The organism is Empedobacter sp. R750 (assembly GCF_030324345.1).
Classification (GTDB): Bacteria; Bacteroidota; Bacteroidia; order Flavobacteriales; family Weeksellaceae; genus Empedobacter; species Empedobacter falsenii_C.
Genome location: NZ_JACAGF010000003.1, coordinates 88,414 through 110,863, shown reverse-complemented (window position 1 = coordinate 110,863; position 22,450 = coordinate 88,414). Strand labels below are relative to the sequence as shown.

24 protein-coding genes are annotated in these 22,450 nt (G+C 31.9%); 12 read left to right on the top strand and 12 right to left on the bottom strand.

Annotated elements, in window-relative coordinates:
- Positions 1-42 precede the first annotated feature (42 nt).
- The 3 genes from HXZ74_RS04630 to HXZ74_RS04620 all read left to right on the top strand — a co-directional run bounded on the left by HXZ74_RS04630 (position 43) and on the right by HXZ74_RS04620 (position 4,090).
- Complete coding sequence (locus HXZ74_RS04630) at positions 43-690, top strand: O-methyltransferase (protein ID WP_125348752.1); 648 nt, start codon at positions 43-45, stop codon at positions 688-690.
- Positions 690-1,454: a C40 family peptidase gene (locus HXZ74_RS04625; RefSeq protein ID WP_038332052.1), complete on the top strand. Its 765-nt coding sequence runs from the start codon at positions 690-692 to the stop codon at positions 1,452-1,454. The genes HXZ74_RS04630 and HXZ74_RS04625 overlap by 1 nt, the downstream gene beginning before the upstream one ends.
- A 140-nt stretch (positions 1,455-1,594) precedes the next feature.
- Positions 1,595-4,090 (top strand): cation-translocating P-type ATPase, encoded by a 2,496-nt coding sequence (locus HXZ74_RS04620; protein ID WP_286474053.1) that lies wholly within the window; start codon positions 1,595-1,597, stop codon positions 4,088-4,090.
- A 31-nt stretch (positions 4,091-4,121) separates the two neighbouring features.
- Here the strand turns inward: HXZ74_RS04620 and HXZ74_RS04615 are convergent, their stop codons facing one another.
- The 3 genes from HXZ74_RS04615 to HXZ74_RS04605 all read right to left on the bottom strand — a co-directional run bounded on the left by HXZ74_RS04615 (position 4,122) and on the right by HXZ74_RS04605 (position 6,409).
- Positions 4,122-4,892 carry an alpha/beta fold hydrolase gene (locus tag HXZ74_RS04615; RefSeq protein WP_115002114.1) on the bottom strand — a complete coding sequence of 257 codons (771 nt, stop codon included), beginning with the start codon at positions 4,890-4,892 and terminating at the stop codon, positions 4,122-4,124.
- Between the two features lie 90 nt (positions 4,893-4,982).
- Positions 4,983-5,549 (bottom strand): guanylate kinase, encoded by a 567-nt coding sequence (gene gmk, locus HXZ74_RS04610; protein WP_038332057.1) that lies wholly within the window; start codon positions 5,547-5,549, stop codon positions 4,983-4,985.
- Complete coding sequence (locus tag HXZ74_RS04605; protein WP_260392484.1) at positions 5,549-6,409, bottom strand: YicC/YloC family endoribonuclease; 861 nt, start codon at positions 6,407-6,409, stop codon at positions 5,549-5,551. The genes gmk and HXZ74_RS04605 overlap by 1 nt, the downstream gene beginning before the upstream one ends.
- 150 nt (positions 6,410-6,559) lie before the next feature.
- On the opposite strand from HXZ74_RS04605, the gene HXZ74_RS04600 reads away from it, so the two are divergent.
- The gene (locus HXZ74_RS04600; protein ID WP_115001452.1) at positions 6,560-7,870 is read left to right on the top strand and encodes a DUF4026 domain-containing protein; all 1,311 of its coding nucleotides are present in this window, start codon (positions 6,560-6,562) and stop codon (positions 7,868-7,870) included.
- Here the strand turns inward: HXZ74_RS04600 and hutI are convergent.
- From hutI to hemH, 7 genes are all read right to left on the bottom strand, one after another.
- A complete protein-coding gene (gene hutI, locus HXZ74_RS04595; protein ID WP_286474052.1) occupies positions 7,860-9,089 on the bottom strand; it encodes an imidazolonepropionase in 1,230 nt (409 codons plus the stop codon). The two genes, HXZ74_RS04600 and hutI, sit on opposite strands and share 11 nt — an antisense overlap.
- A gap of 26 nt (positions 9,090-9,115) precedes the next feature.
- Positions 9,116-9,847, bottom strand: coding sequence for a Cthe_2314 family HEPN domain-containing protein (locus HXZ74_RS04590; protein ID WP_286474051.1), 732 nt, complete (start codon positions 9,845-9,847; stop codon positions 9,116-9,118).
- A gap of 60 nt (positions 9,848-9,907) precedes the next feature.
- Complete coding sequence (locus HXZ74_RS04585) at positions 9,908-10,438, bottom strand: GNAT family N-acetyltransferase (RefSeq protein ID WP_286474048.1); 531 nt, start codon at positions 10,436-10,438, stop codon at positions 9,908-9,910.
- Between the two features lie 5 nt (positions 10,439-10,443).
- Positions 10,444-10,653 (bottom strand): hypothetical protein, encoded by a 210-nt coding sequence (locus HXZ74_RS04580; RefSeq protein ID WP_038332074.1) that lies wholly within the window; start codon positions 10,651-10,653, stop codon positions 10,444-10,446.
- 70 nt (positions 10,654-10,723) lie between these two features.
- Positions 10,724-11,776: a DUF3078 domain-containing protein gene (locus HXZ74_RS04575; protein ID WP_038332077.1), complete on the bottom strand. Its 1,053-nt coding sequence runs from the start codon at positions 11,774-11,776 to the stop codon at positions 10,724-10,726.
- A gap of 26 nt (positions 11,777-11,802) precedes the next feature.
- Complete coding sequence (locus HXZ74_RS04570) at positions 11,803-12,903, bottom strand: DUF3078 domain-containing protein (protein ID WP_038332080.1); 1,101 nt, start codon at positions 12,901-12,903, stop codon at positions 11,803-11,805.
- Positions 12,904-12,983: 80 nt separating this feature from the next.
- Positions 12,984-13,967, bottom strand: coding sequence for a ferrochelatase (hemH, locus tag HXZ74_RS04565; RefSeq protein ID WP_038332082.1), 984 nt, complete (start codon positions 13,965-13,967; stop codon positions 12,984-12,986).
- Between the two features lie 108 nt (positions 13,968-14,075).
- Here hemH and ruvB point away from each other — a divergent pair, with 108 nt between their 5' ends.
- The 7 genes from ruvB to HXZ74_RS04530 all read left to right on the top strand — a co-directional run bounded on the left by ruvB (position 14,076) and on the right by HXZ74_RS04530 (position 18,942).
- Complete coding sequence (gene ruvB, locus HXZ74_RS04560) at positions 14,076-15,113, top strand: Holliday junction branch migration DNA helicase RuvB (protein ID WP_038332085.1); 1,038 nt, start codon at positions 14,076-14,078, stop codon at positions 15,111-15,113.
- A 120-nt stretch (positions 15,114-15,233) separates the two neighbouring features.
- Positions 15,234-15,524, top strand: coding sequence for a DUF1272 domain-containing protein (locus tag HXZ74_RS04555; RefSeq protein WP_115001444.1), 291 nt, complete (start codon positions 15,234-15,236; stop codon positions 15,522-15,524).
- Positions 15,525-15,700: 176 nt separating this feature from the next.
- Positions 15,701-16,648: a tRNA epoxyqueuosine(34) reductase QueG gene (gene queG / locus HXZ74_RS04550; RefSeq protein WP_115001442.1), complete on the top strand. Its 948-nt coding sequence runs from the start codon at positions 15,701-15,703 to the stop codon at positions 16,646-16,648.
- Between the two features lie 61 nt (positions 16,649-16,709).
- On the top strand, positions 16,710-17,390 hold the full coding sequence (locus HXZ74_RS04545) for an SH3 domain-containing protein (protein ID WP_280063065.1): 681 nt from the start codon (positions 16,710-16,712) through the stop codon (positions 17,388-17,390).
- A gap of 46 nt (positions 17,391-17,436) precedes the next feature.
- A complete protein-coding gene (locus HXZ74_RS04540) occupies positions 17,437-17,913 on the top strand; it encodes a hypothetical protein (protein ID WP_115001438.1) in 477 nt (158 codons plus the stop codon).
- On the top strand, positions 17,903-18,397 hold the full coding sequence (locus tag HXZ74_RS04535) for a hypothetical protein (RefSeq protein WP_286474045.1): 495 nt from the start codon (positions 17,903-17,905) through the stop codon (positions 18,395-18,397). Before HXZ74_RS04540 ends, HXZ74_RS04535 begins: the two co-directional genes overlap by 11 nt.
- A 29-nt stretch (positions 18,398-18,426) precedes the next feature.
- On the top strand, positions 18,427-18,942 hold the full coding sequence (locus tag HXZ74_RS04530) for a hypothetical protein (RefSeq protein ID WP_280045309.1): 516 nt from the start codon (positions 18,427-18,429) through the stop codon (positions 18,940-18,942).
- A gap of 50 nt (positions 18,943-18,992) precedes the next feature.
- Here the strand turns inward: HXZ74_RS04530 and HXZ74_RS04525 are convergent, their stop codons facing one another.
- Together HXZ74_RS04525 and HXZ74_RS04520 are read right to left on the bottom strand one after the other, a co-directional pair.
- Positions 18,993-20,045 carry an endonuclease gene (locus HXZ74_RS04525; RefSeq protein WP_280045310.1) on the bottom strand — a complete coding sequence of 351 codons (1,053 nt, stop codon included), beginning with the start codon at positions 20,043-20,045 and terminating at the stop codon, positions 18,993-18,995.
- Between the two features lie 80 nt (positions 20,046-20,125).
- The gene (locus HXZ74_RS04520) at positions 20,126-21,004 is read right to left on the bottom strand and encodes a helix-turn-helix domain-containing protein (RefSeq protein WP_280063066.1); all 879 of its coding nucleotides are present in this window, start codon (positions 21,002-21,004) and stop codon (positions 20,126-20,128) included.
- A 196-nt stretch (positions 21,005-21,200) separates the two neighbouring features.
- Between HXZ74_RS04520 and hemA the strand changes: the two genes are divergently transcribed.
- Positions 21,201-22,448, top strand: coding sequence for a glutamyl-tRNA reductase (gene hemA / locus HXZ74_RS04515; RefSeq protein ID WP_038332101.1), 1,248 nt, complete (start codon positions 21,201-21,203; stop codon positions 22,446-22,448).
- Positions 22,449-22,450 lie beyond the last annotated feature (2 nt).

Below are 22,450 nucleotides of genomic sequence, written 5' to 3'. Positions count from 1 at the left end.
GATTCAATGCATTTTTTGTAATATTGTAGACTTTTTAAAGGTATGATAAAAATTTCACCAGTTTTAGAATCGTATTTAGATCATCATGTGGATCAAGAACCTGAAATCTTGAGCCGTTTACGTGTTGAAACTTACCAATGTACAACGCAACCTCACATGATTTCGGGCGAATATCAAGGTCGTTTGTTAAGCATTTTGTCGAAGATTTTAGCGCCTAAAATTATTTTAGAGTTAGGAACTTTCACAGGTTACGCAACATTGTGTTTAGCGGAAGGTTTAACTGCTGATGGAAAAATCATTACGATGGATAAAAATGATGAGTTAGAATATCTTTGCAGAAAGTATTTTGATGAATCAGAATTTGCCTCAAAAATTGATTTCAGAATCAATGATGCGCGCAAAGAATTGAATACAATTGAAAAAGATTCTGTAGATTTAGCTTTTATTGATGCCGATAAAGAGAGTTATCCTTATTATTTCGAGAAGGTATTGGAACTTCTTCGTCCCGGAGGAGCAATGTTGGTTGACAATGTGTTGTGGTACGGAAAAGTGATGATGGAGGAGGAAGATAAGAAAGATCCTTCGACAAAAATCTTGAAAGAATTTAATGAGATGGTAACGAAAGATGAACGTGTCGAATCGATCATTTTACCAATTCGTGATGGAATTACATTAATTCGAAAAAAATAATGAAGTACGCCATTTGTCAAGTAAGTGTTGCGCCATTGCGCTCCGAAGCAAGAGATTCATCAGAAATGGTGAGTCAGGTTTTGTTTGGAGAAAAGTTGATTATTTTAGAAGAATTAGAAAAATGGACGAAAGTTCAATTGGCTTTTGACGGTTATGAAGGTTGGCTTGATCCAAAACAAATTGTAGAAATTTCGGAAGAAGAATATAATAAAGATTCAATCGAGAAATTTGCTATCAATCCGTACAATCATGCAATGGAAAATGGCTTGCCAATGACTTTGACAATTGGAGCTGAGGTTCGTGCTTTGAATGAAAGTAAAATCAAAATTGGTCCAAAATGTTTTGAATATTTTGGGGTTTATACTTCTGGAAAAAAATCAAAAGATCAATTGGTTGAAATTGCAAAAGCCTATCTAAACGTTCCTTATTTATGGGGCGGAAAATCTTCTTTTGGAATTGATTGTTCTGGTTTAACGCAACAAGTGTACAAAATAGGAGGTTACAAAATTCCGAGAGATGCTTATCAACAAGCGGAAATGGGCGAAGTTTTAAGTTTTGTTGAAGAAGCAGAACCTGGAGATTTAGCTTTTTTTGATAATGCAGAAGGTCGAATTATTCATGTCGGAATTATGTGTGGAAATGGAAAGATTTTACATGCACACGGAAAAGTTCGCATTGATCCAATTGATACAAATGGAATTTTCAATACCGATTCTCAAAAATATTCGCATAAATTGCGATGCATTCGAAAATTAATTCCTTAATAATAAAGCTAAAATCATTTCGAAAGAAATGATTTTTTTGTTTTAATTGAAATCAAATCTAAATAGGACATAATCAGTGATTAAACTATTTTTTAATTGGATTTAGCTGTAACTTTAGTAAACACTAATCGATTGAAATAATGTCTATAAAAATTCCTGAAAATTTAAAAGGGTTATCTGATGCTGAAGTAAAAAAAGCTCAAGAAGAATACGGAGATAATGCGATAAAAAGTAATCAAAATTCTGCTTGGTACAGTTTATTGTTTGATATTCTAAAAGAACCAATGACGCTAATTTTGATTGCGGTATCAATTATTTATGTGTTGGTTGGTGATTTGGGCGAAGCTGCATTTATGTTTGTGGCGATTGTTGCGGTGACAGGAATTTCTTTTTACCAAGATTCTCGTAATCAAAAAGCTCTGCAAGAGTTGGAAAAGTTGAACGAACCTTTGAGTTCTGTTATCCGTAATGGACGATTAGTTGAGATTCCAACACACGAAATTACAATTGGTGATTTGTGCGTGACGGAAGAAGGAAAAATGATTAATGCGGATGGGAATATTGTTCATAGTAATGATTTTTCGGTGAATGAATCTGCTTTAACAGGCGAAAGTATGTCAGTTTTTAAAGATATAGATCATCCAGAAATTTACAGTGGAACTTTGACGGTTTCTGGATTGGCCATTTTTGAAGTGACGGCCATTGGAGCAGGAACAAAATTAGGGAAAATAGGAACGTCAATTTTATCTATAAAAGAAGAAAAATCGCCTTTGCAATTGCAGATAGAAAAATTTGTGAAAGGAATGGCAATCATTGGAATCATTGTTTTTGTAATGGTTTGTGGATTCAATTATTTTCAAACAAAAGATATTGTAAGCAGTTTATTAAACGGTTTGACTTTGGCAATGTCTATTTTACCCGAAGAAATTCCAGTTGCATTTACCACATTTATGGCATTGGGTTCATGGAAATTATTACGCGAAGGAATTATTGTAAAAAAGAGTAGCGTTGTCGAAACTTTAGGAAGCACAACTGTTATTTGTAGTGATAAAACAGGAACAATTACCGAAAATTCGATGAAATTGAAAGCGATTTATGATGCAAAAACGTCTTCTGTTTTTGATGAAAATCAATTCAAAAATGTAGAAATTTCTGAGATTATACAATATGCGATGTGGAGTAGTGAACCTGTTCCGTTCGATCCGATGGAAAAAACGTTGCACCGAGTTTACGAACAAACGCAGCTTGATGAGCGCAATCAATATCAAATGTTTTTCGAATATCCTTTATCTGGGAAGCCTCCCATGATGACGCATTGTTTTAAAAATATCGATAATCAACGAATAATTGCAGCAAAAGGTGCTCCAGAAGCAATTCTGAATGTTTCTAACTTATCTGAGGAAGAAAAAAATCAATTAAAAAAAGTAATTGATGATTTTGGATTAAAAGGTTTTCGACTTTTAGGTGTTGCGAAATCTAATTTTGAAGAGGATAATTTTCCAAAACATCAACAAGATTTACCATTCGAGTTTTTAGGATTCGTAGTTTTTTATGATCCTCCAAAAAAAGGAATTAATACTGTGTTTCAACAGATTTATGATGCGGGAATAAAAGTAAAAGTGATTACGGGTGATAATGCTGAAACAACAAAAAGTATTGCAGAACAGGCTGGAATTTTACATGCAGAAAATAGTATTACAGGAAGTGAGATTGCTCAACTTTCGGAGACAGATTTGTTACAAACGGCTCATGATAAAGTGTTGTTTGCTCGTATGTTTCCTGAAGCGAAATTGGCTGTTGTAAAAGCGTTGAAAGAAGATGGAGAAGTAGTGGCAATGTTAGGTGATGGCGTAAATGATGGACCAGCCTTGAAAGCGGCTCATATTGGAGTGGCGATGGGTGAAAAGGGAACAGAAATAGCGAAACAAGCTGCTCAATTGATTTTGACGAATGATGATTTAGGTAAATTAGTTGTCGGAATTGCGGCAGGAAGACGTATTTATACGAATCTAAAAAAAGCTGTTCAATATATTATTTCTATCCATATTCCGATTATTTTAATTGTCTCGTTGCCGTTGTTTTTAGGTTGGGCTTTTCCACAAATTTTTACGCCAGTTCACGTTATTTTCTTAGAATTGGTCATGGGACCAACGTGTTCTATTGTGTATGAAAATGAACCATTGGAAAAAGATTCGATGAAGAGAAAACCTCGTCCTATGACCGAAACTTTCTTGAACTGGAAAGAGCTTTCGACGAGTATTATTCAAGGAATTATAATCACATTAGGATTGTTGTTTGTATATCAATATACTTATCAACTTGGAGGAAATGAAGAGAAAACACGTGCAATGGTTTTTACAACGTTAATTTTCTCGAATGTTTGGTTGAGTTTAACTAATCGCTCATTTTATTATAGTTTATGGTCAAGTTTCCGAAACAAAAATAACTTAATGGTCTATGTCACAGTTTTGACATTAGTAATACTTTTTGCCATATTGTATGTACAACCAATTTCTTTGTTTTTTAAAGTAACTTCATTAAATCTAAATGAATTAGGAATCGCAATGATTGTAGCAATGCTTTCTGTACTTTGGTTCGAAGTGTATAAATGGATAAAACGTAGAAGAAAAAATTGAATAAATAATGATATTTAGGTTTATTGATTCGTTATAACGAATCAATAAACTCAACTGTTTTTACCAAAGTTGGCGTTCTATTTTCCTTGTAAGGCGTATGTTTTGCATCAGGAACAAGATAACTTTCTTTTCTTCCTTTTACATTGTTGATAATTCCATTTACTTGCTCAATCGAACCATATTCATCATCAATTCCTTGAATAACCAAAGTTGGACATTCGATGTTTTTTAATTCTTCTCGAATGTCAAAATCAATAAAATCTGGACGTAACCAAGTTTCTGTCCACATCTCAAAAACTTTCTGCGTCTTATCGCCATGATATTTTGTCAAACGTTCTTTCAAATTAGTTTTTGCATATGCAATTTTAGCATCTCTGATTCCTTGTAATGAAATTTCTTCCACAATAATGTGCGAACCAACGACAACGATTCCTTTTAAATTTTGATGATATTTCGCTGCGTAAAGCAACGTTATCGAGCCACCATCGCTATGTCCAAATAAAATAATGTCTTTGAAGTTGAAATGTTGAATCAAATCATTCAGAAAATCTGCTTCATCATGCATATAGGTTAATTCGCGATGATTAATGGTAAAAGGCGACGATTTTCCATAACCTTTTCGATCGTAGATAAATAAATTACAATTCGTTTTTTCGGCAACTTCTTTTGGAAAATCTCTCCAAAGCTGGGTGGAACCTAAAGAATCGTGTAAGAAAATAAGTGTTGGTCTTTCTGGATTTATTTCGTGGTGAACATAATGAATATTGGCGTTGTTGATTTCTAAACTATTTTGGCTTTCCATTTTTATTGTAATTTTTTCGAAAGTTAAAGATAACAAAAATGCCTCGATTTTATTTATTCGAGGCATTTGTTTATTTTGGTTTTAGAATTATTATTTGATAAAACCTGTAATAATTTCTAAGGTTTTTGCTTTTGCAGTTTCCAAATCGTCGTTCAATAAAATGACATCAAAGTCTTTTGCTTTTTCCATTTCAATTCCCGCTTTGTCCAAACGTTGTTTCAATTTATCTTCGCTTTCTGTGTTGCGAGAAATTAATCGTTCTTTCAAAATTTCCAAAGATGGAGGATTCACAAATACCGTTAAACATTGATCTCCATACAATTTTTTGATATTCAATGCACCAATAACATCAATATCAAAAATAACAGAATTTCCTTCTGATGTAATGCGATCAACTTCCGATTTTAAAGTTCCATAAAAGTTATCGCGGTAAACTTCTTCGTGTTCTACGAATTCGTCGTTTGCAATTTTTGCTTTAAATTCTTCTGGTGTTAAGAAATAATAGTCTTCTCCGTGAGTTTCACCTTCGCGTTTATCTCTAGTTGTACAAGAAATAGAAAATTTGATATTTTCCAATTGTTCTAAAGCGTAACGAACCAAAGTTGTTTTTCCTGCGCCTGATGGAGCCGAAAAGACGATTAATTTTCCTTTTTTCATTATAAAATGTTTAACGATTGTTCTTTAATTTTTTCTAATTCATCTTTCATCTGAACAACAATTTTTTGCATTTCAGAATGATTTGATTTTGAACCTAATGTATTTATTTCACGACCGATTTCTTGAGAGATGAAACCAAGTTTTTTTCCATTTGATTCAGTTCCAGCTAATTCTTTTAAGAAATATTCGCAATGATTTTTTAGACGAACTTTTTCTTCTGTAATGTCCAATTTTTCCAAATAGAAAATTAATTCTTGCTCAAAACGATTTTGATCAATATCAACTTTTACTTCTTCTAAACGTTTATTGAAACGTTCTTTGATTGTCTCAATTCGTTCTTTTTCAAAAGGTACAACTTGTGTTAAAAGCTCAAGAATATTATTCAAGTTTAAAGTCAAATATTTCTCTAAAACTTTTCCTTCATCTAATCTAAATTGATTTAAAGCGTCAATTGCGTCAATAATTGTTGCACGAATTTGATTCCATTCGTCTTCACCCAAATCGTCTTGCGTGTACGAAATAACGTCTGGAAGGCGCATTACTACAGGCAATAATTCACCATCAGTCACATTTGGTGTGATTGATTTGAATTCTGCCATATAACTTTTGATTAATTCAGCATTTATATTTTGATTTCTTGCAGCAGGATTTAACTCTACCAACATCGAAAAATCAACTTTTCCACGTTGAACTTTTTCTGAAATAAGGTTTCTGATTTCTAATTCTTTTTCACGATAAAAAGAAGGAATTCTCGTGTTTAAATCTAGTGTTTTACTGTTTAAAGAACGGATTTCTATCGTTACTTTTTTCTCAGGTAATTCCAATACGGCTTTACCGTAACCTGTCATAGATGCTATCATAATTGTAAAATTATGCGAACAAAATTACAATAAATTAACGTAATGCGAACTGAATTATCATCTTTAATCATTTTAAAGTTTAACATTTTGCTAAAATTTTGATGAACTTAAAAGATTTATCTTTAACAAAAATCAAACTAAAATTATACTATGACAAATCAAGAATTGTACAAAGGAATTGCAGAAGATGGATTGAGTTTACCTTCTACAATGGGAATTTTTCCTTCGTCGAAAGATTTTGTATTCTCGAGAGAATCAATCGAAAATAGTCTAAAATCAACGGATTATTTTCAATTAATCAATTTTGATCTTATCGAAATTGATAAAGACGAAAATGGAGCTGTAAAGCAAGAATATCAACTTGTTGTGTCTTATTTGGAAGAAGAATTTGATGTGAATTTGTATGTTGTGGATGCGAGAAGTAATGATTATTCTGAATTTGGTTTCGGAAATATGATTTCGGACGAAGAAATGGAAATTGCAACGCAACAAGATTTTTATTTGGAATCTGTGATGTATTTTGGAAATGATGCGTTGGATAGTTTTCATTTGCAACTAAAAATAATGCAAGCCATTGTCGAAAATCCATCTATTGTTGTCGATTTTATGCCTTATCGTTTGCTTTCTGGTAAATGGGCGAAAGTGACAGCAGAGTCAGAAATTCCGCCTGCGCCTTCGTATTTATATGTGATACATGGCGTTTATGATGAGGACGAAAATGGTGATCGCGTGTATTGGATGCATACGCATGGTTTGCATCGTTGTGGTTCTGTGGAATTGGAAATGTTGAACATCAAAGATGGAGTAGAGCAGATGAATTCGGCTTTGGATATGATTGTAAATGCGTTTATCAAACCAGATTTTCGTTCGCCAGAAAATGAAGAATTTAATATTGGTTATGATGGTTTGGATATTACATTTTGTTGGAAACGTTGGGAAGATGTGGTGAAAGATTATCCTGCAACAATTCCAGGAGGTTACAATGAACGTCAACCAGAAAACGAAAATTACGAACCTTGTGGTGTTTTGTTAGCGGTGCAAGAAGGACATACGTTAACGCCAGAAGTTTATGCAGCAACAATTGCAGATAATCCGATTTTCTTTATCAGCGATCAGGAAACGGAACGAATGTCAGCCTTGGCTTATCAACGTTTTGAATCGTATAAAAAAGCATTTAACACGTATTTTAATCCAGAAGCAGATGAAGAAAATTATTATCGATTTTTAATCAAATTAGGATTTGATGTCGATCATGAAATGAATAAGGAACATATTTGGTTTGATGTGTATGGAATCAATGAAAACAACGAAATTTTTGGTGTTTGCTTGAATCGTCCTTATGCTGTAGAAGGTTTGAATGAAGGAGATGAAGGTCTTTATCCGCAAGAAATGATTACCGATTGGTTAATTTACACGCCGACAAACACCATCACTCCTGATAATATTTACACTATTGATTAATCAACGCGCCATTTTTCCAAACATGAGTTGGTTGTAATTGCCCTTGATAATAGATAATATTACGATAATCGAAGGTAGAGAAGCTGATAAAATCGGCTTTTTTACCTTTTTCTATTGTTCCTCGATCAGCTAAATTCAATGCTTTTGCCGCACGAAAAGTAATTGCCGCTAAAACTTCTGCCATTGATAATTTCTCGAAAGTAGCCAAAACAGAAGCTTGTGTCAAAAGATTTCCCATCGGAGCCGAACCAGGATTCCAATCCGAAGCAATAGAAACGCAACAACCAGCATCTAACAATTTTCGTGCAGGCGCATATTGCATTCCCAAACCGATAGAAGCACCAGGTAAAACAGTTGCCACAACATTAGAATTGGCAAGATTTTTCACTTCTTCTTCACCAGAAAATTCTAAATGATCTGCACTCAATGCATTATATTTTGTTGCTAAATAACTTCCTCCAGCTGTAAATTGATCAGCGTGAATCGTAATTTCAAATCCTTGATTTTTTGCTTCATTCAAGAAATAATCGCCTTCTTCAACAGAAAAAGCAGATTGTTCCACAAAAATATCGATACGATTTGCTAAATCATCAGCTTTCAATTTTGGAAAAACTTCTTTGACTAAAAGTTCTAAATATTCTTGATTTGAACCTTCGAAATCTTTTGGTTTCATATGTGCACCCAAAAAAGTTGGAACTAAATCAATTTCGCTTTCTTGATTCGCCATATTTATCGCTTCCAACATTTTAATTTCGCCTTCAACAGAAAGTGCATAACCCGATTTAACCTCAGCAGTTGTGATTCCTTGTTTGGCTAATTGCGCAATATGTTTTATGGTAATATCTTTCAGTTCGTCAACTGTTTTCTTACGCGTTTCTGTTACAGTAGACCAAATTCCTCCACCACTTTCGGCAATTTCTAAATAAGTTTTTCCGTCCAAACGCATGGCGAAATCTTTGGCGCGATTTCCTCCAAAACAAACGTGTGTATGCGAATCCACAAATCCAGGAAGAAGAATTTGTTCCGTTTTAATTTGTTCAATTTCGATGGTTGGATGTTGTTGAGAAAGTGTTTCGAAATTTCCAATTTCTACAATTGTTTCATCATCAATAATAATTCCTCCATCTTCGAGAACTTCGACTTGGTTTTCGTGAATAGCACCTTTTAAAGGTAAATTGGCAAGTGTTATAATTTGTCTGAAAGGACCGATTAATTTCATTTTTGTTGTTTTTTTTGATTAAAGATTTATTTCAGTTTTACTTTCATCTTACCATATTCAACTTGTAAAAAATCAAAAATAGGAATCAAATTTGAAAAACAGTTGCTATTAATTTTTGAAAATTCTGATTTTGTTTCTTTTATATACTTTGTTAAAACGTCTTTTCTAAGATCTTTTGTGAGTTCTAAGTTCATATTATTATATTTATCAAGAAAATTTGATTCATACAAAACATGAATTTTTCTAAGTTTTTTTTCTAAATATGAATGTTTATGAATTATAGTATTTCTTTCGCCAATATATTTAGTATTAGAATTTTTAAATTGTTTAAAAAGTTTTTCAAAATTTGTTCTAGAAACTTTAAGATTTGTCAAAACTATTCTATCATTAACGTTTTTTTCATCTATACATAAATGAAAAACAGCATTTACTAATTGTAATAATCTGTCATTTATTGAACTTAATCTTATAATATAGTTTTCAACATTATAAGTTAAATGTTGATCTCTAGTAACTTTACTTTTTTTACTATAATTAAAGTTTGATAATAATTCAATTCCATATTCCAATTGATAACATAATTGAATTAAATGAAAAAAATAAAAACCTGTTTTGTGTATATAAAATTCATATTCACTAAAATTAGCATCTAAAATTTCAACTTCAAATATATCAATATCACGATCTTTAGAAATTTCTATAGCATCATTCAATAATGTTTTTAAAAATTCGTGATTTTCTAATTCGTCTAATTTCATTTGTGAAGTTTTATTATACACATAACGCAAGTTTACGAAATTTAAGGGAGAAGAGAAAAGTTAATCAGTTGATAAAATAGCGTAGCCATAATTATCTGCCCAGCCAGATTTTAGAGGAAGTAATTGTCTTGTATGCGCTTCTCGTATCATGCCAACTTTTTCAAGAACTTTGTAAGATCCAATATTATCAACAGCGCATCCAGCTTCGATTCTGTGAAGATTTAACGTGTTGAATCCAAAAGAAATAATTTCTTTTAAAGCTTCTGTTGCAATTCCTTTGTTCCAAAAATCTGGATGTAATTTGAACCAAATTTCTGCATTTTTGTATTTAGCTCGACCTAAATTTAGAGAAATTAATCCAGCAAATTGATTATCATTTTCGATAACAAAAGTATAAGCTTGTGGTTGTTCTCCTTGATTAGACTTTACTAAATCTTTTACATGAAGAACGGTTACTTCTATATTCTCTGGAATTCCTAACGTGTTATATTGATCAACTTCTTCGATAGAATGTAATTGGTGAATTGTTTCAGTATCACCAATTGTGACTGGTCTCAAAGTTAAACGTTCAGTTTTAAGAATTACATTCATATCAATTACTTTTTTTTCAAATAAGTAGGGTCGTTTGGATATTTGATTAATTTAACTAATGTAATAATTGTAAAAATAACGAAGATTAATATCACAATTGCGCTAAGAATGATGCGGTTATTTTGTTCGTTGTTGAACCCAAGGTAAAGCTCGAAAGCTGCCCAAACAATCATTAAAATTTGTGGTAATAGTGCGCCGAAAATATTTTTTGTCATTTTATTCTTCTATTGAGCTGTAAAAATAAGAAAAATAAAAAACCTGCTTATTAAAAGCAGGTTGAAAATATTATTGAGCGACTAATTTTGTTTCATTAAGAATTGGTTCCTTTTTCAGAATGTTAGTTGCCACTTCTACAGTTTCTTCTTTTTCTTCGAAAATTGGCGCTTCTTGTATAAATGCAGTTGCTGGCGCTTCTTCTACTTTTGGTGGAGTGTTATCAAATTTGTAATTAAATCCGATACCAAGTGTTTGTTTTATCTGCGTTTTCTTGATTTGATCTTCATCATACAGTAAATTTAAACTTACTTGTGCCGAAACAAACTTGTTCACTTTCATATCCAAAATTCCTTGATAAGCAACGTCCATATTTCCGAAATTTTTCAGATAATCAGCGTAAATTCCAACACGGTTATCATAAGAAATTCCTTCCATAATTTGTAATTTGTATCGCGCACCTAAATATGCACCAAATTCGAATAATGTTTTATCGCCATCATTTTTAAGTCCAAAGTTTCCTTTTTTCTGTAAATCTTTGTCCAAAACAAATGTCATTCTTGGTGTAAATGGATGAATATTAACTTGGAAATTTTCGTTAGGTTTGTAATCCACACCCAAACCTAAGCTTAAATAACCTGGAGCCATTAAGCCTGAGATCTTCGTTTTTGGATCTGTTGAATAATCAAAACCATCTGTAAATTGCGTACGAAAATTCATAGAGGCAGCTAAATACCAATTATTTCCGATGCTGTAACCATAAGAAGAAGTTAAGTCGATAACATCATTTGTTTTGCGAGAACTTTCACCTTTGTTAGTCTGGATTCCATAGCCCAAAACGACACGATTATCCCAGATATGCTTTTCTTTTGTCAAGTTAAATTCGTAATCTAAACTTCCGTTCAGCGCAAATGAATTTACACCTCCCGCAACCCAATTACTGAATGCACTTTGAGAAAATAAAAGTGAATTATTTCCTGAAACAAACCAGCCAGGTTGACGACCATCAAATTTCTGATCTTTTAAATAACGCTTGCTATCAGTAGCTACTTTACCATCTTTTACTGTTTGCGCAAAAGTTGTAGCACTTCCTAAAATTGCTAATGTAAATAAAATTTTTTTCATATAGATTGGTTGATTTAATAGTTATTTTATTCCAAAAATATGGATTCTGATTTAATATACGTTGATTTTTCGTCAATTGTATTTTTATCAAAAACTTGATCATAGTTTTGCTTCTCCAGTTTTATTCTAGGTAATTTGACTGGAGAAATGCCAGATGTATCGAAATATGGGAGAATTTCCTTCTTTCGACGTTTCTTCTTATCTTTTTTCTTAGTACTGTCTATTTTATACGTTAAGCCAATCCCAAGAGCTTGTTTAAACTGTGTTTGCGCAACTTGATCTTCATCATAAATCAAATTGATAGTTAATTGCGTGGACATAAAATTATTAATTTTCATGTCTAATAATCCAGCATATACAATATCGAGGTTATAAAATTTGTTCGAATAATTGGAGAAAATTCCAATATTATTATCGTAAGTGACATTATCAAAAAGTTTTACCTTATAACGTCCACCTAAATATGCACCAACTTCGAAAAGAAATGTATCGCCATCATTCCGCAAACCATAGGTTCCTTTCTTTTGCAAATCTTTGTCCGCTACAATTGTTGTTCTTGATGTTAAAGGTTGAAAACTGACAGAAAAATTAGAATTTGGCGTATAATTCGCACCGACCCCAATTGTTACATATGCAGGCGCAAACAAATTTGATAGTTTTGTTTTTGGAGTTGTTCCATAATTGAAACCCGCAGAAAACTGTGAACGAATATTAAGTGATGAGGTTAGATACCATTTTTCTTTAATCAAATATCCATAAGAAGTTGTGATATTTAGATTGTCAGCAGTTTTACGTGTTCCATTGGTTTTATTATCTAAAAAACCATATTCAAAAATAAAACGATTGTCCCAAAAGTGTTTCTTTTTTCGGAAATTGAATTCGTAATCAGTTTTTGCATTTAGTGAAACCGAATTTTCACCTCCTGCCATCCAATTGGAAAAGGTATTCTGATTAACGGTTAAAGTATTTGCACCATAAATTTCCCAACCCGATTTTCGTCCTGTAGTATCCACTTTAGATTTCAGATATTTTCGACCATCAATAATTAGATTTCCACTGGTATCTAAAAATTGAGCCGAACTAAAAAGTGATAGGACTAAAAAAATAATTGAGAAAATTAGTCTCATTTTAAAAAAATATCTTTGTTTAAAATTGAAAAATTCCAAACAAAGATATCTAATTTATTTTGTAAGGCTAAAAACCTTTCTTAATTATTTTGCCAACCTTTCAACCATTTCACTAATGTATCCACCCATTCTTGACGATCATTCAAACATGGGATGTATGTAAATTGTTCTCCACCAGCTTTTAAGAATTCTTCTTGTCCTTCCATCGAAATTTCTTCCAAAGTCTCCAAACAATCTGCAACAAAGGCAGGTGAACAAACAACTAAATTTTTCACGCCTTGCTCAGGAAACTCTTCCAATACATAATCTGTATATGGTTTTATCCAAGGATCACGTCCCAAACGAGATTGGAAAGATGTTGTGTATTTATCTTCTGGTAATTGCAGATATTCAGTTAATAACCTTGTTGTTTCAAAACATTGATTACGATAAGTTTCAATTGGTAATTTACTAATTTTCGCAGCACGAAGCGCTTTATTATCATGACGTTCTGGAATTCCATGATAAGTGAATAATATTTTATCGTATTCTTCAGGTAAATTTTCTTTGATAGAATCTCCTAAAACTTTGATATAATCTGGATGATTGTAAAAAGCTTTCAAGAAATTAATTTTCGTGTCTTTGTAGCTTTTTTTCTGGATTTCAAGCACTTTATCTGCAACAGTTTCTGTAGAAGACATCGTGTATTGAGGGTATAAAGGAACAACCAAAATGTCGCGAACTCCTTTGTCATAAAGCTCTTGTAAACCAGCTTCTATCGAAGGATTTTTGTAACGCATTGCCAAAACAACTGGAATATCCATTTGTTTTTGTACCATATCTCTCAAAATTTTAGAGTAAACAATCAAAGGAGAACCTTCTTTTGTCCAAATTTTTCGGTAAGCTTCAGCAGATTTTTCGGGTCTTTTTGGTAAAATAAATAATTCAACAATAGTTTTACGAATAATCCAAGGAGAATCTAAAACTTTCTTATCCATTAAAAATTCGCGTAAATAAGTTCTTACGTCTTCAACATTGGTAGAATCGGGCGAACCTAAATTCACTAATAATATTCCTTTGCTCATAATTCTTTTTATCTAAAAAAATATTGCGTTCTTTGTAGGTGTAAAAGTACGGAGGATAATTTAATTTGTCCTTCGTAATATCATCATTATAATTTATATCATCATTTTATGTCAGATTTATTAAATCCTGATAAAGAATTTTATCCAGACGACGATCTAAATCACGAAAATACTGTTCGTCCGCAAAGTTTTGATGATTTTGCTGGACAAGCACATATTCTCGAGAATCTAGAAGTTTTCGTAAAAGCGTCTAAACTTCGTGGCGAAGCGTTAGATCACGTTTTGTTGCATGGACCTCCAGGTTTGGGAAAAACTACATTGGCAAATATTATTGCGAATGAATTAGGCGTTGGAATCAAAATTACTTCTGGACCAGTTCTCGATAAACCAAGTGATTTAGCTGGTTTGTTAACGAATTTGGAAGAAAATGATGTGCTTTTTATTGATGAAATTCATCGTATGTCTCCTGTTATCGAAGAATATTTGTATTCGGCAATGGAAGATTTTAAGATTGATATTATGATCGAATCTGGACCAAATGCACGTTCGGTTCAAATTGGTTTGAATCCTTTTACATTAATTGGTGCAACAACGCGTTCTGGTTTATTAACTGCACCGCTTCGTGCTCGTTTTGGAATTAATTTCCGTTTCGAATATTATAATGTCGAATTATTAAGTACGATTGTTGAGCGATCTTCTCGTATTTTAGACACACCAATTGACGAAAGAGCGGCGATAGAAATTGCAGGTCGTAGTCGTGGAACTCCTCGTATTGCAAATGCATTATTGAGAAGAACACGAGATTTTGCTCAAATAAAAGGAAATGGAAAAATTGATTTATCAATTGCCGAATTTTCTTTAAAAGCTTTAAAAGTTGATGATAATGGTTTAGATGAAATGGATAACAGAATTTTATCAACGATCATAGAGAAATTTAAAGGTGGACCAGTCGGAATTACAACTTTAGCAACAGCAGTTGGAGAAAATGGTGGAACATTAGAAGAAGTTTACGAACCATATTTGATTCAAGAAGGTTATTTGATGCGTACTGCGCGTGGACGTGTTGCAACAGAAAAAGCTTTCAAACATATTGGGGTAAAATATCGTGGCGAAAATTCACCTCAAACCGATTTGTTTGATTTGTAATTTTGTTCTAAGTTCTAAGTTCTAAGTTCTAAGTTCTAAGTTCTAAGTTCTAAGTTCGTTGTCATTCCGACGTTAGGAGGAATCTAAAAAGAGAATAGTATTTATCATTAAAAATATTTTATGTTAGAATTAAGACCTAATTGCGAAAATTGTGGAAAGAATTTATTGCCAAATTCAACAGAAGCGATGATTTGTACATTTGAATGTACTTTTTGCAAAGATTGCGTTGATAATATTTTGGAAAATGTTTGCCCGAATTGTGGCGGTAATTTTACTCCAAGACCTATTCGACCAAATAAATATTTATCTAAATATCCTGCATCTACGCAAATTGTGTTGAAAAAAGTTAATCTAACAGAATTTGAGAATTTAAAGAAAGAATTTAAAGATATTTTACCTGAAAATCGTTAATCTCAATTTAGGAAAAATTAAATAAGATGTGATGTTGAAACGAGTTCAACATGACAATATCATTCCGATGTTAGGAGGAATCTAAGATTCTTCATTTCACTAACGTTTCATTCAGAATGACAAAATTTAATCTCGTCGATTTAATAATTATAAATTCATAATTACGAATTAAAAAAATGCTCCTTCAAACAGAAGAACATATCAAAATAAAATGGTCCCAATGCATCAAAGAAAAAGCTGAAGCGTTGGGATTTATTTCTTGCGGTATAGCCAAAGCTGATTTTTTGGAAGAAGAAGCGCCGCATTTAGAAGCTTGGCTGAAGAATGATTTTCATGGCGAAATGCAGTATATGGAAAATCATTTCGATATGCGATTGGATCCTCGAATTTTGGTTGAAGGAGCAAAATCTGTGATTTCTTTGGCGTATAATTATTATCAAAATTTAGATCGAAATCCTAATTCTTACAAAGTTGCAATGTATGCGCAAGGCGAAGATTATCATTTTGTCGTGAAGGAAAAAGTACGCGAATTATTAGATTTTATTCAAGAGGAAATAGGGGAAGTGAGTGGACGAGCTTTTACCGATTCAGCACCAATTCTGGAACATGCATGGGCGAAAAAAGCTGGAATTGGTTGGGTTGGAAAAAATTCGTTGACGTTGTCTAAACAAAAAGGTTCGTTTTTCTTTTTGTCCGAATTAATTATTGATTTGGATCTAGCTTATGATTCTCCAATTGAAACTGATCATTGTGGAAAGTGTACGCGTTGCATTGATGCTTGCCCAACTGAGGCGATTTTACCCAATAAAACAGTGAATGGAAGTCAATGTATTTCGTATTTTACAATTGAATTGAAAGATCAAATTCCGACCGAAATGAAAGGGAAATTTGACGATTGGATTTTTGGTTGTGATGTTTGCCAAGAAGTTTGTCCGTGGAATCGTTTTTCGTTGCCCATGAAAGAAACTCGTTTTGTTGGTCATGACAAAATTAATCAATTCTCGAAGAAAGATTGGGAAGAAATAACGGAAGTTGTTTTTCGAGAAATTTTTAAGAAATCGCCCGTAAAACGTACAAAATTTGATGGTTTAAAAAGAAATATCGATTTTGTAAAATCACTATAATTCGTGAAAATTTTTGGTTTAGATTTTGTTAGCTTTACTTCAAGAAAATCGAATCATAAAAATGAAAAAAAGTTTATTCATTCTTACTACTTTTTTAAGCTATTTTGCGCAAGCTCAATTTGGGATTGTCCAAGATAAAGATGGTTTTGCAAATGTGAGAGATGAAAAAAGTACTTCGTCTAAAATAGTTGCTAAAGTCAATTCAAATTCTATCTATCCAATTGATTCTGATGAAGAAAATTCGAAATGGTATTTGGTCGAATATCAACTTGAAAAAGCTGGTTATGTTTACCATGATCGAATCAAAAAATTAGAAGATTTTGAAATGATTTCTCCAACTTCGGCAAATGATTCTAAAATAGAATTTTCAGTTGCTGATTATATTATTCAGCTCGAAACGCAAGCATTTAATTCAAAAAAGCATAAAATTTTCAAGGAAGGTGATTTTGTTTATGCGATTGATGAAAAAGATTTTCTTGGTTCGGACGGAATGATTCCTCAAACAGAATTCAAATCGTTTAAAATATCATTCAAAGGAAAAGATATTATCATTCCAAAAGAATATTTTACCAATTTGTATAACGCGAATTTATCCGCTACAAAACTTACTTACAATAAAGAGTTAAATCAATATTATTTATTCGGAACATATAGCGATGGAGCTGGAGTTTATGATGCGCTTTGGGTGTTGGATAATGGGAAAATTGTAAAACATATTGCTCAAATTAATGCTTATGCTTAGTCGTTTTTTTTCAATTTTAGGATGCTTTTTGCTATTTACTTCGATAATGTTTGCTCAAAAAGTAACGACTTCCAAATTTGGAGATATTTCGTACGAAATGACACAAAAACAAGTTGCAGCTTTAACGCCAAATAAATTAGCTCTTTATGATGTAAATAATCCTGAAATGCCTGAACAGGACATTGAGTTGAATGGAATTAAATATCATATTTCGTATTATAGAAATTTGAAAACGAAACAATTCGAAGTCTATATGGTTTCGTCTGTTAGCGCTCAACTTTCGACTTTATCAGGAATAAAAATTGGAAGTTCGTTGGATGATTTATGGAAAGCGTACAAAAAATATGATATTTCGGTGCAAGATATTTTTGAAGATGACGAAACAAAATCGGTCAGAGCTTTTGCAATAAATGATCTTGATAATGGATGTACATTAGATTTTTATTTAAAAAATAATAAAGTCGTAAAAATGGTTTTGTCAAATGAATCGGGTTTTTTAAATAACAATATTTATGAAAACTAAAATAGCTTTAGTAGGATTTTTCTTACTTTCAATAGTTGGATTTGGTCAGATTTCTACAACACGAATGAATGAGTTGAAAATTGGAATGCGTCCGTCCGAAGTATTAAAATTGTTAGGTAAAAAACCTGCTGCAATTGTTGATGAAGGAGAAACGAAAATAACTTTAAAAGGAATTGATTACACAATCGAAATAAGAAGTGGTTATTTGAGCAAAACAGAAAATGACACCTATTTAAGTTCTATTTCGACAACAAGTAAAAACATCAAAACCTTATCTGGAATTGGTATTGGCAGTACGTTGGAGGATTTATGGAAAGCTTATTCGTCGAAATACAATGTGTTGTTGGATAAATCGAATAATAATTACAGAGAATTTAGAATTGATGATAAAGAAAATGGTGTAATATTGACTTTTTCTTTGAAAAATGAAATTGTAACAACAATAGGATTGAGTTCTTATAATCCAGAAGAATGTACACTTTAGAATAATGATTAAAACCTAAATACATAAAAATGAAAAAAATGTTTTTTATAGCTGCTTTTGTAGCTGGAATAGCTTTGCAAGCGCAAGTTTCTACAACTCGTATAAATGATGTAAAACTTGGAATGAAATTGTCTGAATTAGAGAAATTAACTGGACAAAAATTCAAATTGAAATTAAATGAATACGGTTATCCAGAAGACGATTTGACAATTGTTTCGAAAGGCGTAACCTATAAAGTTGGCTTAACATCGAACGGAGATGGAAACGGTTCTAATAATTTGACTGTTTATAGCGTCAAATCGACAGATTCGAGCCTTAAAACATTGTCTGGAATTAAAGTTGGTTCTTCATTAGATGAATTATTGTCGAAATACAAAAACTTGAATATCTCTATTTATGATGGTTATGATGATAAAACGGATAAAAGAACAAAGGCTTTTCGTTATTTTAATGTAGAAGATCAAGATGCAGGTTCAATATTACAATTCAAATTGGTAAATGATAAAGTAGCTTCTTTTGATGTGATGTATAACGAAGGTTGTTAAAATAAATAAACAAAAAATTCCAACCCTTAGAGTTGGAATTTTTTGTTTATTTATTTCTTAATCACTTTTTTCGTGATGATTTTTCCATCTTTTAGGTGAATAGATAAAATATACATTCCAGCTGGATAATTTTTCAAATTAACTTCCGAACCTAATTCAATCCCAAGTAAACGACCATTAAAATCATATAAATTGACATAATCAAAATTCTTCGCATTAATTTTTACCTTATCTGTTGTTGGATTTGGAAAAACTTCTACAAGCGTTTGTTGATAATTGTAATCGTTCGCAGATAATTCAGCCCAAGTATTTTCGGCTTTATCTCCGCCCCAAATTAATGTTGCTAAATACGGATTATCAATAAATGGATTTCGACTTCCTTGCGTTTCGGCAATAATTTCGTTTCGGACTTTCTCAAATTCAGATACTTTATCTTGCACATTCCATTTCAGAAACATATCTGGCATTCCATCATTATTGGTTGTTGTTGTGTTGTTGTACGCAACCAATTGCGGATCAGTTTCCAACCCATAATGTACATACATATACATAATAATTCGTGCCACATCTCCTGTCCATTCATCACCTGGATAAAAACCGCCATTGATTAATTTGGCTTGCCCTGTCACATCTTGTGCCCATTTTTCACGATAAGTATTGTTACTTCTTGTCGAATTTAATTGTCTATCAACTGCACGTAAATTGTGCGCATCTGTACCTGTTCCTGGATTATTAGTCGTTAAAACAGGATTTGCTAATGATTTTGGAAAAACATGTTCGCGTTCCCATTTTCCATTTGCATTTCCGCCAGTATTGTTTTTGTTATTTACATCACGTGTACGCTGTTCAGCATAAACAGTAGAATTATCAGTAAAACCATAAATCAATAAAACGCGACCTTTCGAATCTAAATCTAAGTCAGATTTATCTAAAATATTCCAAACTCCAGGCGTATAGCTAACTGCATGATGCGTAGCATTGATTAAATCGTGTAATTCTTCCTTTATCGTTTTTCCATTTTGTTTAAAATCAATCCCTTCATAATAGTCGGGTTGCTGCGCAAAAGCGGCAAAAGGAAATAAAAGAAGTAAAAATTTTTGCATAATTATTTATAAATATTTGACAAAAGTAAGTATTTATAAGTAGTTAAACCGGAATATTTAGATTAGAAATCGTTAAACTTTTACTGAAATTGTTTGATGTATTGTTTAGGCGTTAAGCCGTATTTTTTCTTAAATGCTGAGATAAAATGAGATGGATTTTCGTAGCCAATTTCAAACGAAATATCCTTTACCATTTGTTGATTTTCTTCTAGTTTATGCAACGCATATTCTAGTTTTTTATCCAACAAATAACCATAAACAGTTGTTCCATAAAGTTCTTTGAAACCTTCTTTCAGATGATATTCCGAGATCGTAAATTTTTCGCAAAGTTGTTTGATAGTTGGAGGATTTTTAAAATCAGCTAATAAATAATCTTTGATTTCTTTGATTCGTTTTCCTTCATTTTCATCATTCAAGAAAGGACAATGCTCAGTTTGATTTTCAATTTCAGAAAAATAAAGCGTGAACAATTCGTACATTTTTCCAATCAAAAATAAATTTTGAAATTGTGGAGAAAGTTTCATTTGTTCAATTTGATTCAAAACTAATTTTATCGCTGGTCCAATTTCACGTTCAATATAAAATTTCTCTTGTGTCATGCTCGAAATCAAATTATTCTGAATTTGATATTCTGCAAACAATTGATGTAATTTCTGAATAGACAAAACCACAATATAAACCTTACTTTCTACATTTATATTTAGCGATAATGGAATGTCTAATGTCGGATAATAAAACAAAAAACTTTTTCCTTCGTTCAAATTGATTTTATAAATACCATTATTAAAATTAAATGTCAACGAACCTTTTGTACAAAAATAGAATTGTATATAGCGCTTGTCAATTCCTTTCAGAATCGTATCTGTAGAAGCTGTAAAGTTGTCTATTTGAGCGATAAATACGTCTGTTGACAATTTATACTCGTTAATTTTACTTTTATGGGTATTTTTTAAATCCATTTCGAATAATGAGGTTTGTCATATAAAAAACGTGATAATTGTCAACTTCGCTCTTTATAATGGTTTACATACAAATATAAACCTTTAATTTATAATTATTCTAAAAAAGCAAACTTTAATTTTTAGCGTTATTTTTTCTTTTTAAAGTTATTTTTCAAAGAGTTTTGAAACTACTTTTGTATCAGTATTTGAAGAAATGGCAATTAGAGGTAATAAAACGGAAGAAAATTTTTACGTAATCGGAATCAGTTATGAAAAAGCTGATGCCATTACACGAGGTAAATTTACATTTTTCCCGGAACAAGTTGAAACGTTTACACAAGATTCTAAAACGAATGGTTTAGAAAACTTTTTTATTGTATCAACTTGTAATCGTACTGAATTTTATGGTTTTGCAGAAAACGAAGATCAAATCGTTGAGCAATATTGTAAATACACAGAAGGTAATGCAGATGAATTCCGTCAATTTATGATGGTAAAAGAAGGAGAAGAAGCGATTACACATTTATTCCGAGTTTCGTCGGGATTAGAAAGTCAGATTTTAGGTGATTTTGATATCATCGGACAAATCAAAATTTGGTTTTCTCGTTTCAAAAAACAAGGTGCATCAAATGCTTTTTTAGAGCGTTTGGTAAATACTGCGATCCAAATTAGTAAAAAAGTGAAGAACGAAACTTTCTTAAGTAACGGTTCTGCTTCGGTTGCATATTCTGCGGTTAATTTTATTCAAGCAACGCAAGGAAACTTGGTAGACAAAAATATTTTGTTGTACGGAATTGGTAAAATTGGTCGTAATACGTGCGCTAATTTGGTCAAACATTATCCAAATACAAACATTACGTTAATCAATCGTACAAAAGAAAAGGCGGAAGTTCTTGGATTGAAATATGATATTACCGTAAAAGATCACAGCGAATTAAAAGAAGAATTACAAAAAACAGATATTCTAATTGTTGCAACGGGAGCAAGTAATTACACGATTACAGAAGAAATGATTCCGTTCGATAAGGAAATGACGATTATTGATATGTCAGTTCCAGAAAATGTAATTCATACATTGGCTGCTCGCGAATCTATACAATTGGTAAATGTGGACGGATTGTCTAAAATGGTAGATGATACAATTGCGCAACGTCGCAATGCAATTCCAGAAGCTTTGGCAATTATAGAGGAGCATTCTACAGAGTTTTACGAATGGTTAGAAACCAGAGAATTGGTTCCTGCTATTCAATCTTTCAAAGATAGATTAGACTTTTTTCAGAGTTTTGCTTTAAATAATTTGAAAAAAGATAATGTAAACATTGACGAAAATGAAACGATTTTAACTGAAAAAGTAATTCAGAAAATTACAAATCAGTTTGCTTCTTATTTGATTGAAAATAAAGAAAATGCAGACGAAACAATTCAGTTAATCGAAAAAATGTTTCATTTAAAACAAGCTTAATA

Coding starts and splice junctions, on each gene's coding strand:
- HXZ74_RS04520 (WP_280063066.1), bottom strand. CDS start 21,004: ATGGATTTAAAAAATACCCATAAAAGTAAAATTAACGAGTATAAATTG.
- HXZ74_RS04590 (WP_286474051.1), bottom strand. CDS start 9,847: ATGAAATTAGACGAATTAGAAAATCACGAATTTTTAAAAACATTATTG.
- queG (WP_115001442.1), top strand. CDS start 15,701: ATGCTCCTTCAAACAGAAGAACATATCAAAATAAAATGGTCCCAATGC.
- HXZ74_RS04600 (WP_115001452.1), top strand. CDS start 6,560: ATGACAAATCAAGAATTGTACAAAGGAATTGCAGAAGATGGATTGAGT.
- hemA (WP_038332101.1), top strand. CDS start 21,201: ATGGCAATTAGAGGTAATAAAACGGAAGAAAATTTTTACGTAATCGGA.
- HXZ74_RS04545 (WP_280063065.1), top strand. CDS start 16,710: ATGAAAAAAAGTTTATTCATTCTTACTACTTTTTTAAGCTATTTTGCG.
- HXZ74_RS04615 (WP_115002114.1), bottom strand. CDS start 4,892: ATGGAAAGCCAAAATAGTTTAGAAATCAACAACGCCAATATTCATTAT.
- HXZ74_RS04630 (WP_125348752.1), top strand. CDS start 43: ATGATAAAAATTTCACCAGTTTTAGAATCGTATTTAGATCATCATGTG.
- HXZ74_RS04620 (WP_286474053.1), top strand. CDS start 1,595: ATGTCTATAAAAATTCCTGAAAATTTAAAAGGGTTATCTGATGCTGAA.
- gmk (WP_038332057.1), bottom strand. CDS start 5,549: ATGAAAAAAGGAAAATTAATCGTCTTTTCGGCTCCATCAGGCGCAGGA.
- HXZ74_RS04555 (WP_115001444.1), top strand. CDS start 15,234: ATGTTAGAATTAAGACCTAATTGCGAAAATTGTGGAAAGAATTTATTG.
- ruvB (WP_038332085.1), top strand. CDS start 14,076: ATGTCAGATTTATTAAATCCTGATAAAGAATTTTATCCAGACGACGAT.
- HXZ74_RS04625 (WP_038332052.1), top strand. CDS start 690: ATGAAGTACGCCATTTGTCAAGTAAGTGTTGCGCCATTGCGCTCCGAA.
- hutI (WP_286474052.1), bottom strand. CDS start 9,089: ATGAAATTAATCGGTCCTTTCAGACAAATTATAACACTTGCCAATTTA.
- hemH (WP_038332082.1), bottom strand. CDS start 13,967: ATGAGCAAAGGAATATTATTAGTGAATTTAGGTTCGCCCGATTCTACC.
- HXZ74_RS04575 (WP_038332077.1), bottom strand. CDS start 11,776: ATGAAAAAAATTTTATTTACATTAGCAATTTTAGGAAGTGCTACAACT.
- HXZ74_RS04525 (WP_280045310.1), bottom strand. CDS start 20,045: ATGCAAAAATTTTTACTTCTTTTATTTCCTTTTGCCGCTTTTGCGCAG.
- HXZ74_RS04530 (WP_280045309.1), top strand. CDS start 18,427: ATGAAAAAAATGTTTTTTATAGCTGCTTTTGTAGCTGGAATAGCTTTG.
- HXZ74_RS04540 (WP_115001438.1), top strand. CDS start 17,437: ATGTTTGCTCAAAAAGTAACGACTTCCAAATTTGGAGATATTTCGTAC.
- HXZ74_RS04580 (WP_038332074.1), bottom strand. CDS start 10,653: ATGACAAAAAATATTTTCGGCGCACTATTACCACAAATTTTAATGATT.
- HXZ74_RS04535 (WP_286474045.1), top strand. CDS start 17,903: ATGAAAACTAAAATAGCTTTAGTAGGATTTTTCTTACTTTCAATAGTT.
- HXZ74_RS04570 (WP_038332080.1), bottom strand. CDS start 12,903: ATGAGACTAATTTTCTCAATTATTTTTTTAGTCCTATCACTTTTTAGT.
- HXZ74_RS04585 (WP_286474048.1), bottom strand. CDS start 10,438: ATGAATGTAATTCTTAAAACTGAACGTTTAACTTTGAGACCAGTCACA.
- HXZ74_RS04605 (WP_260392484.1), bottom strand. CDS start 6,409: ATGATAGCATCTATGACAGGTTACGGTAAAGCCGTATTGGAATTACCT.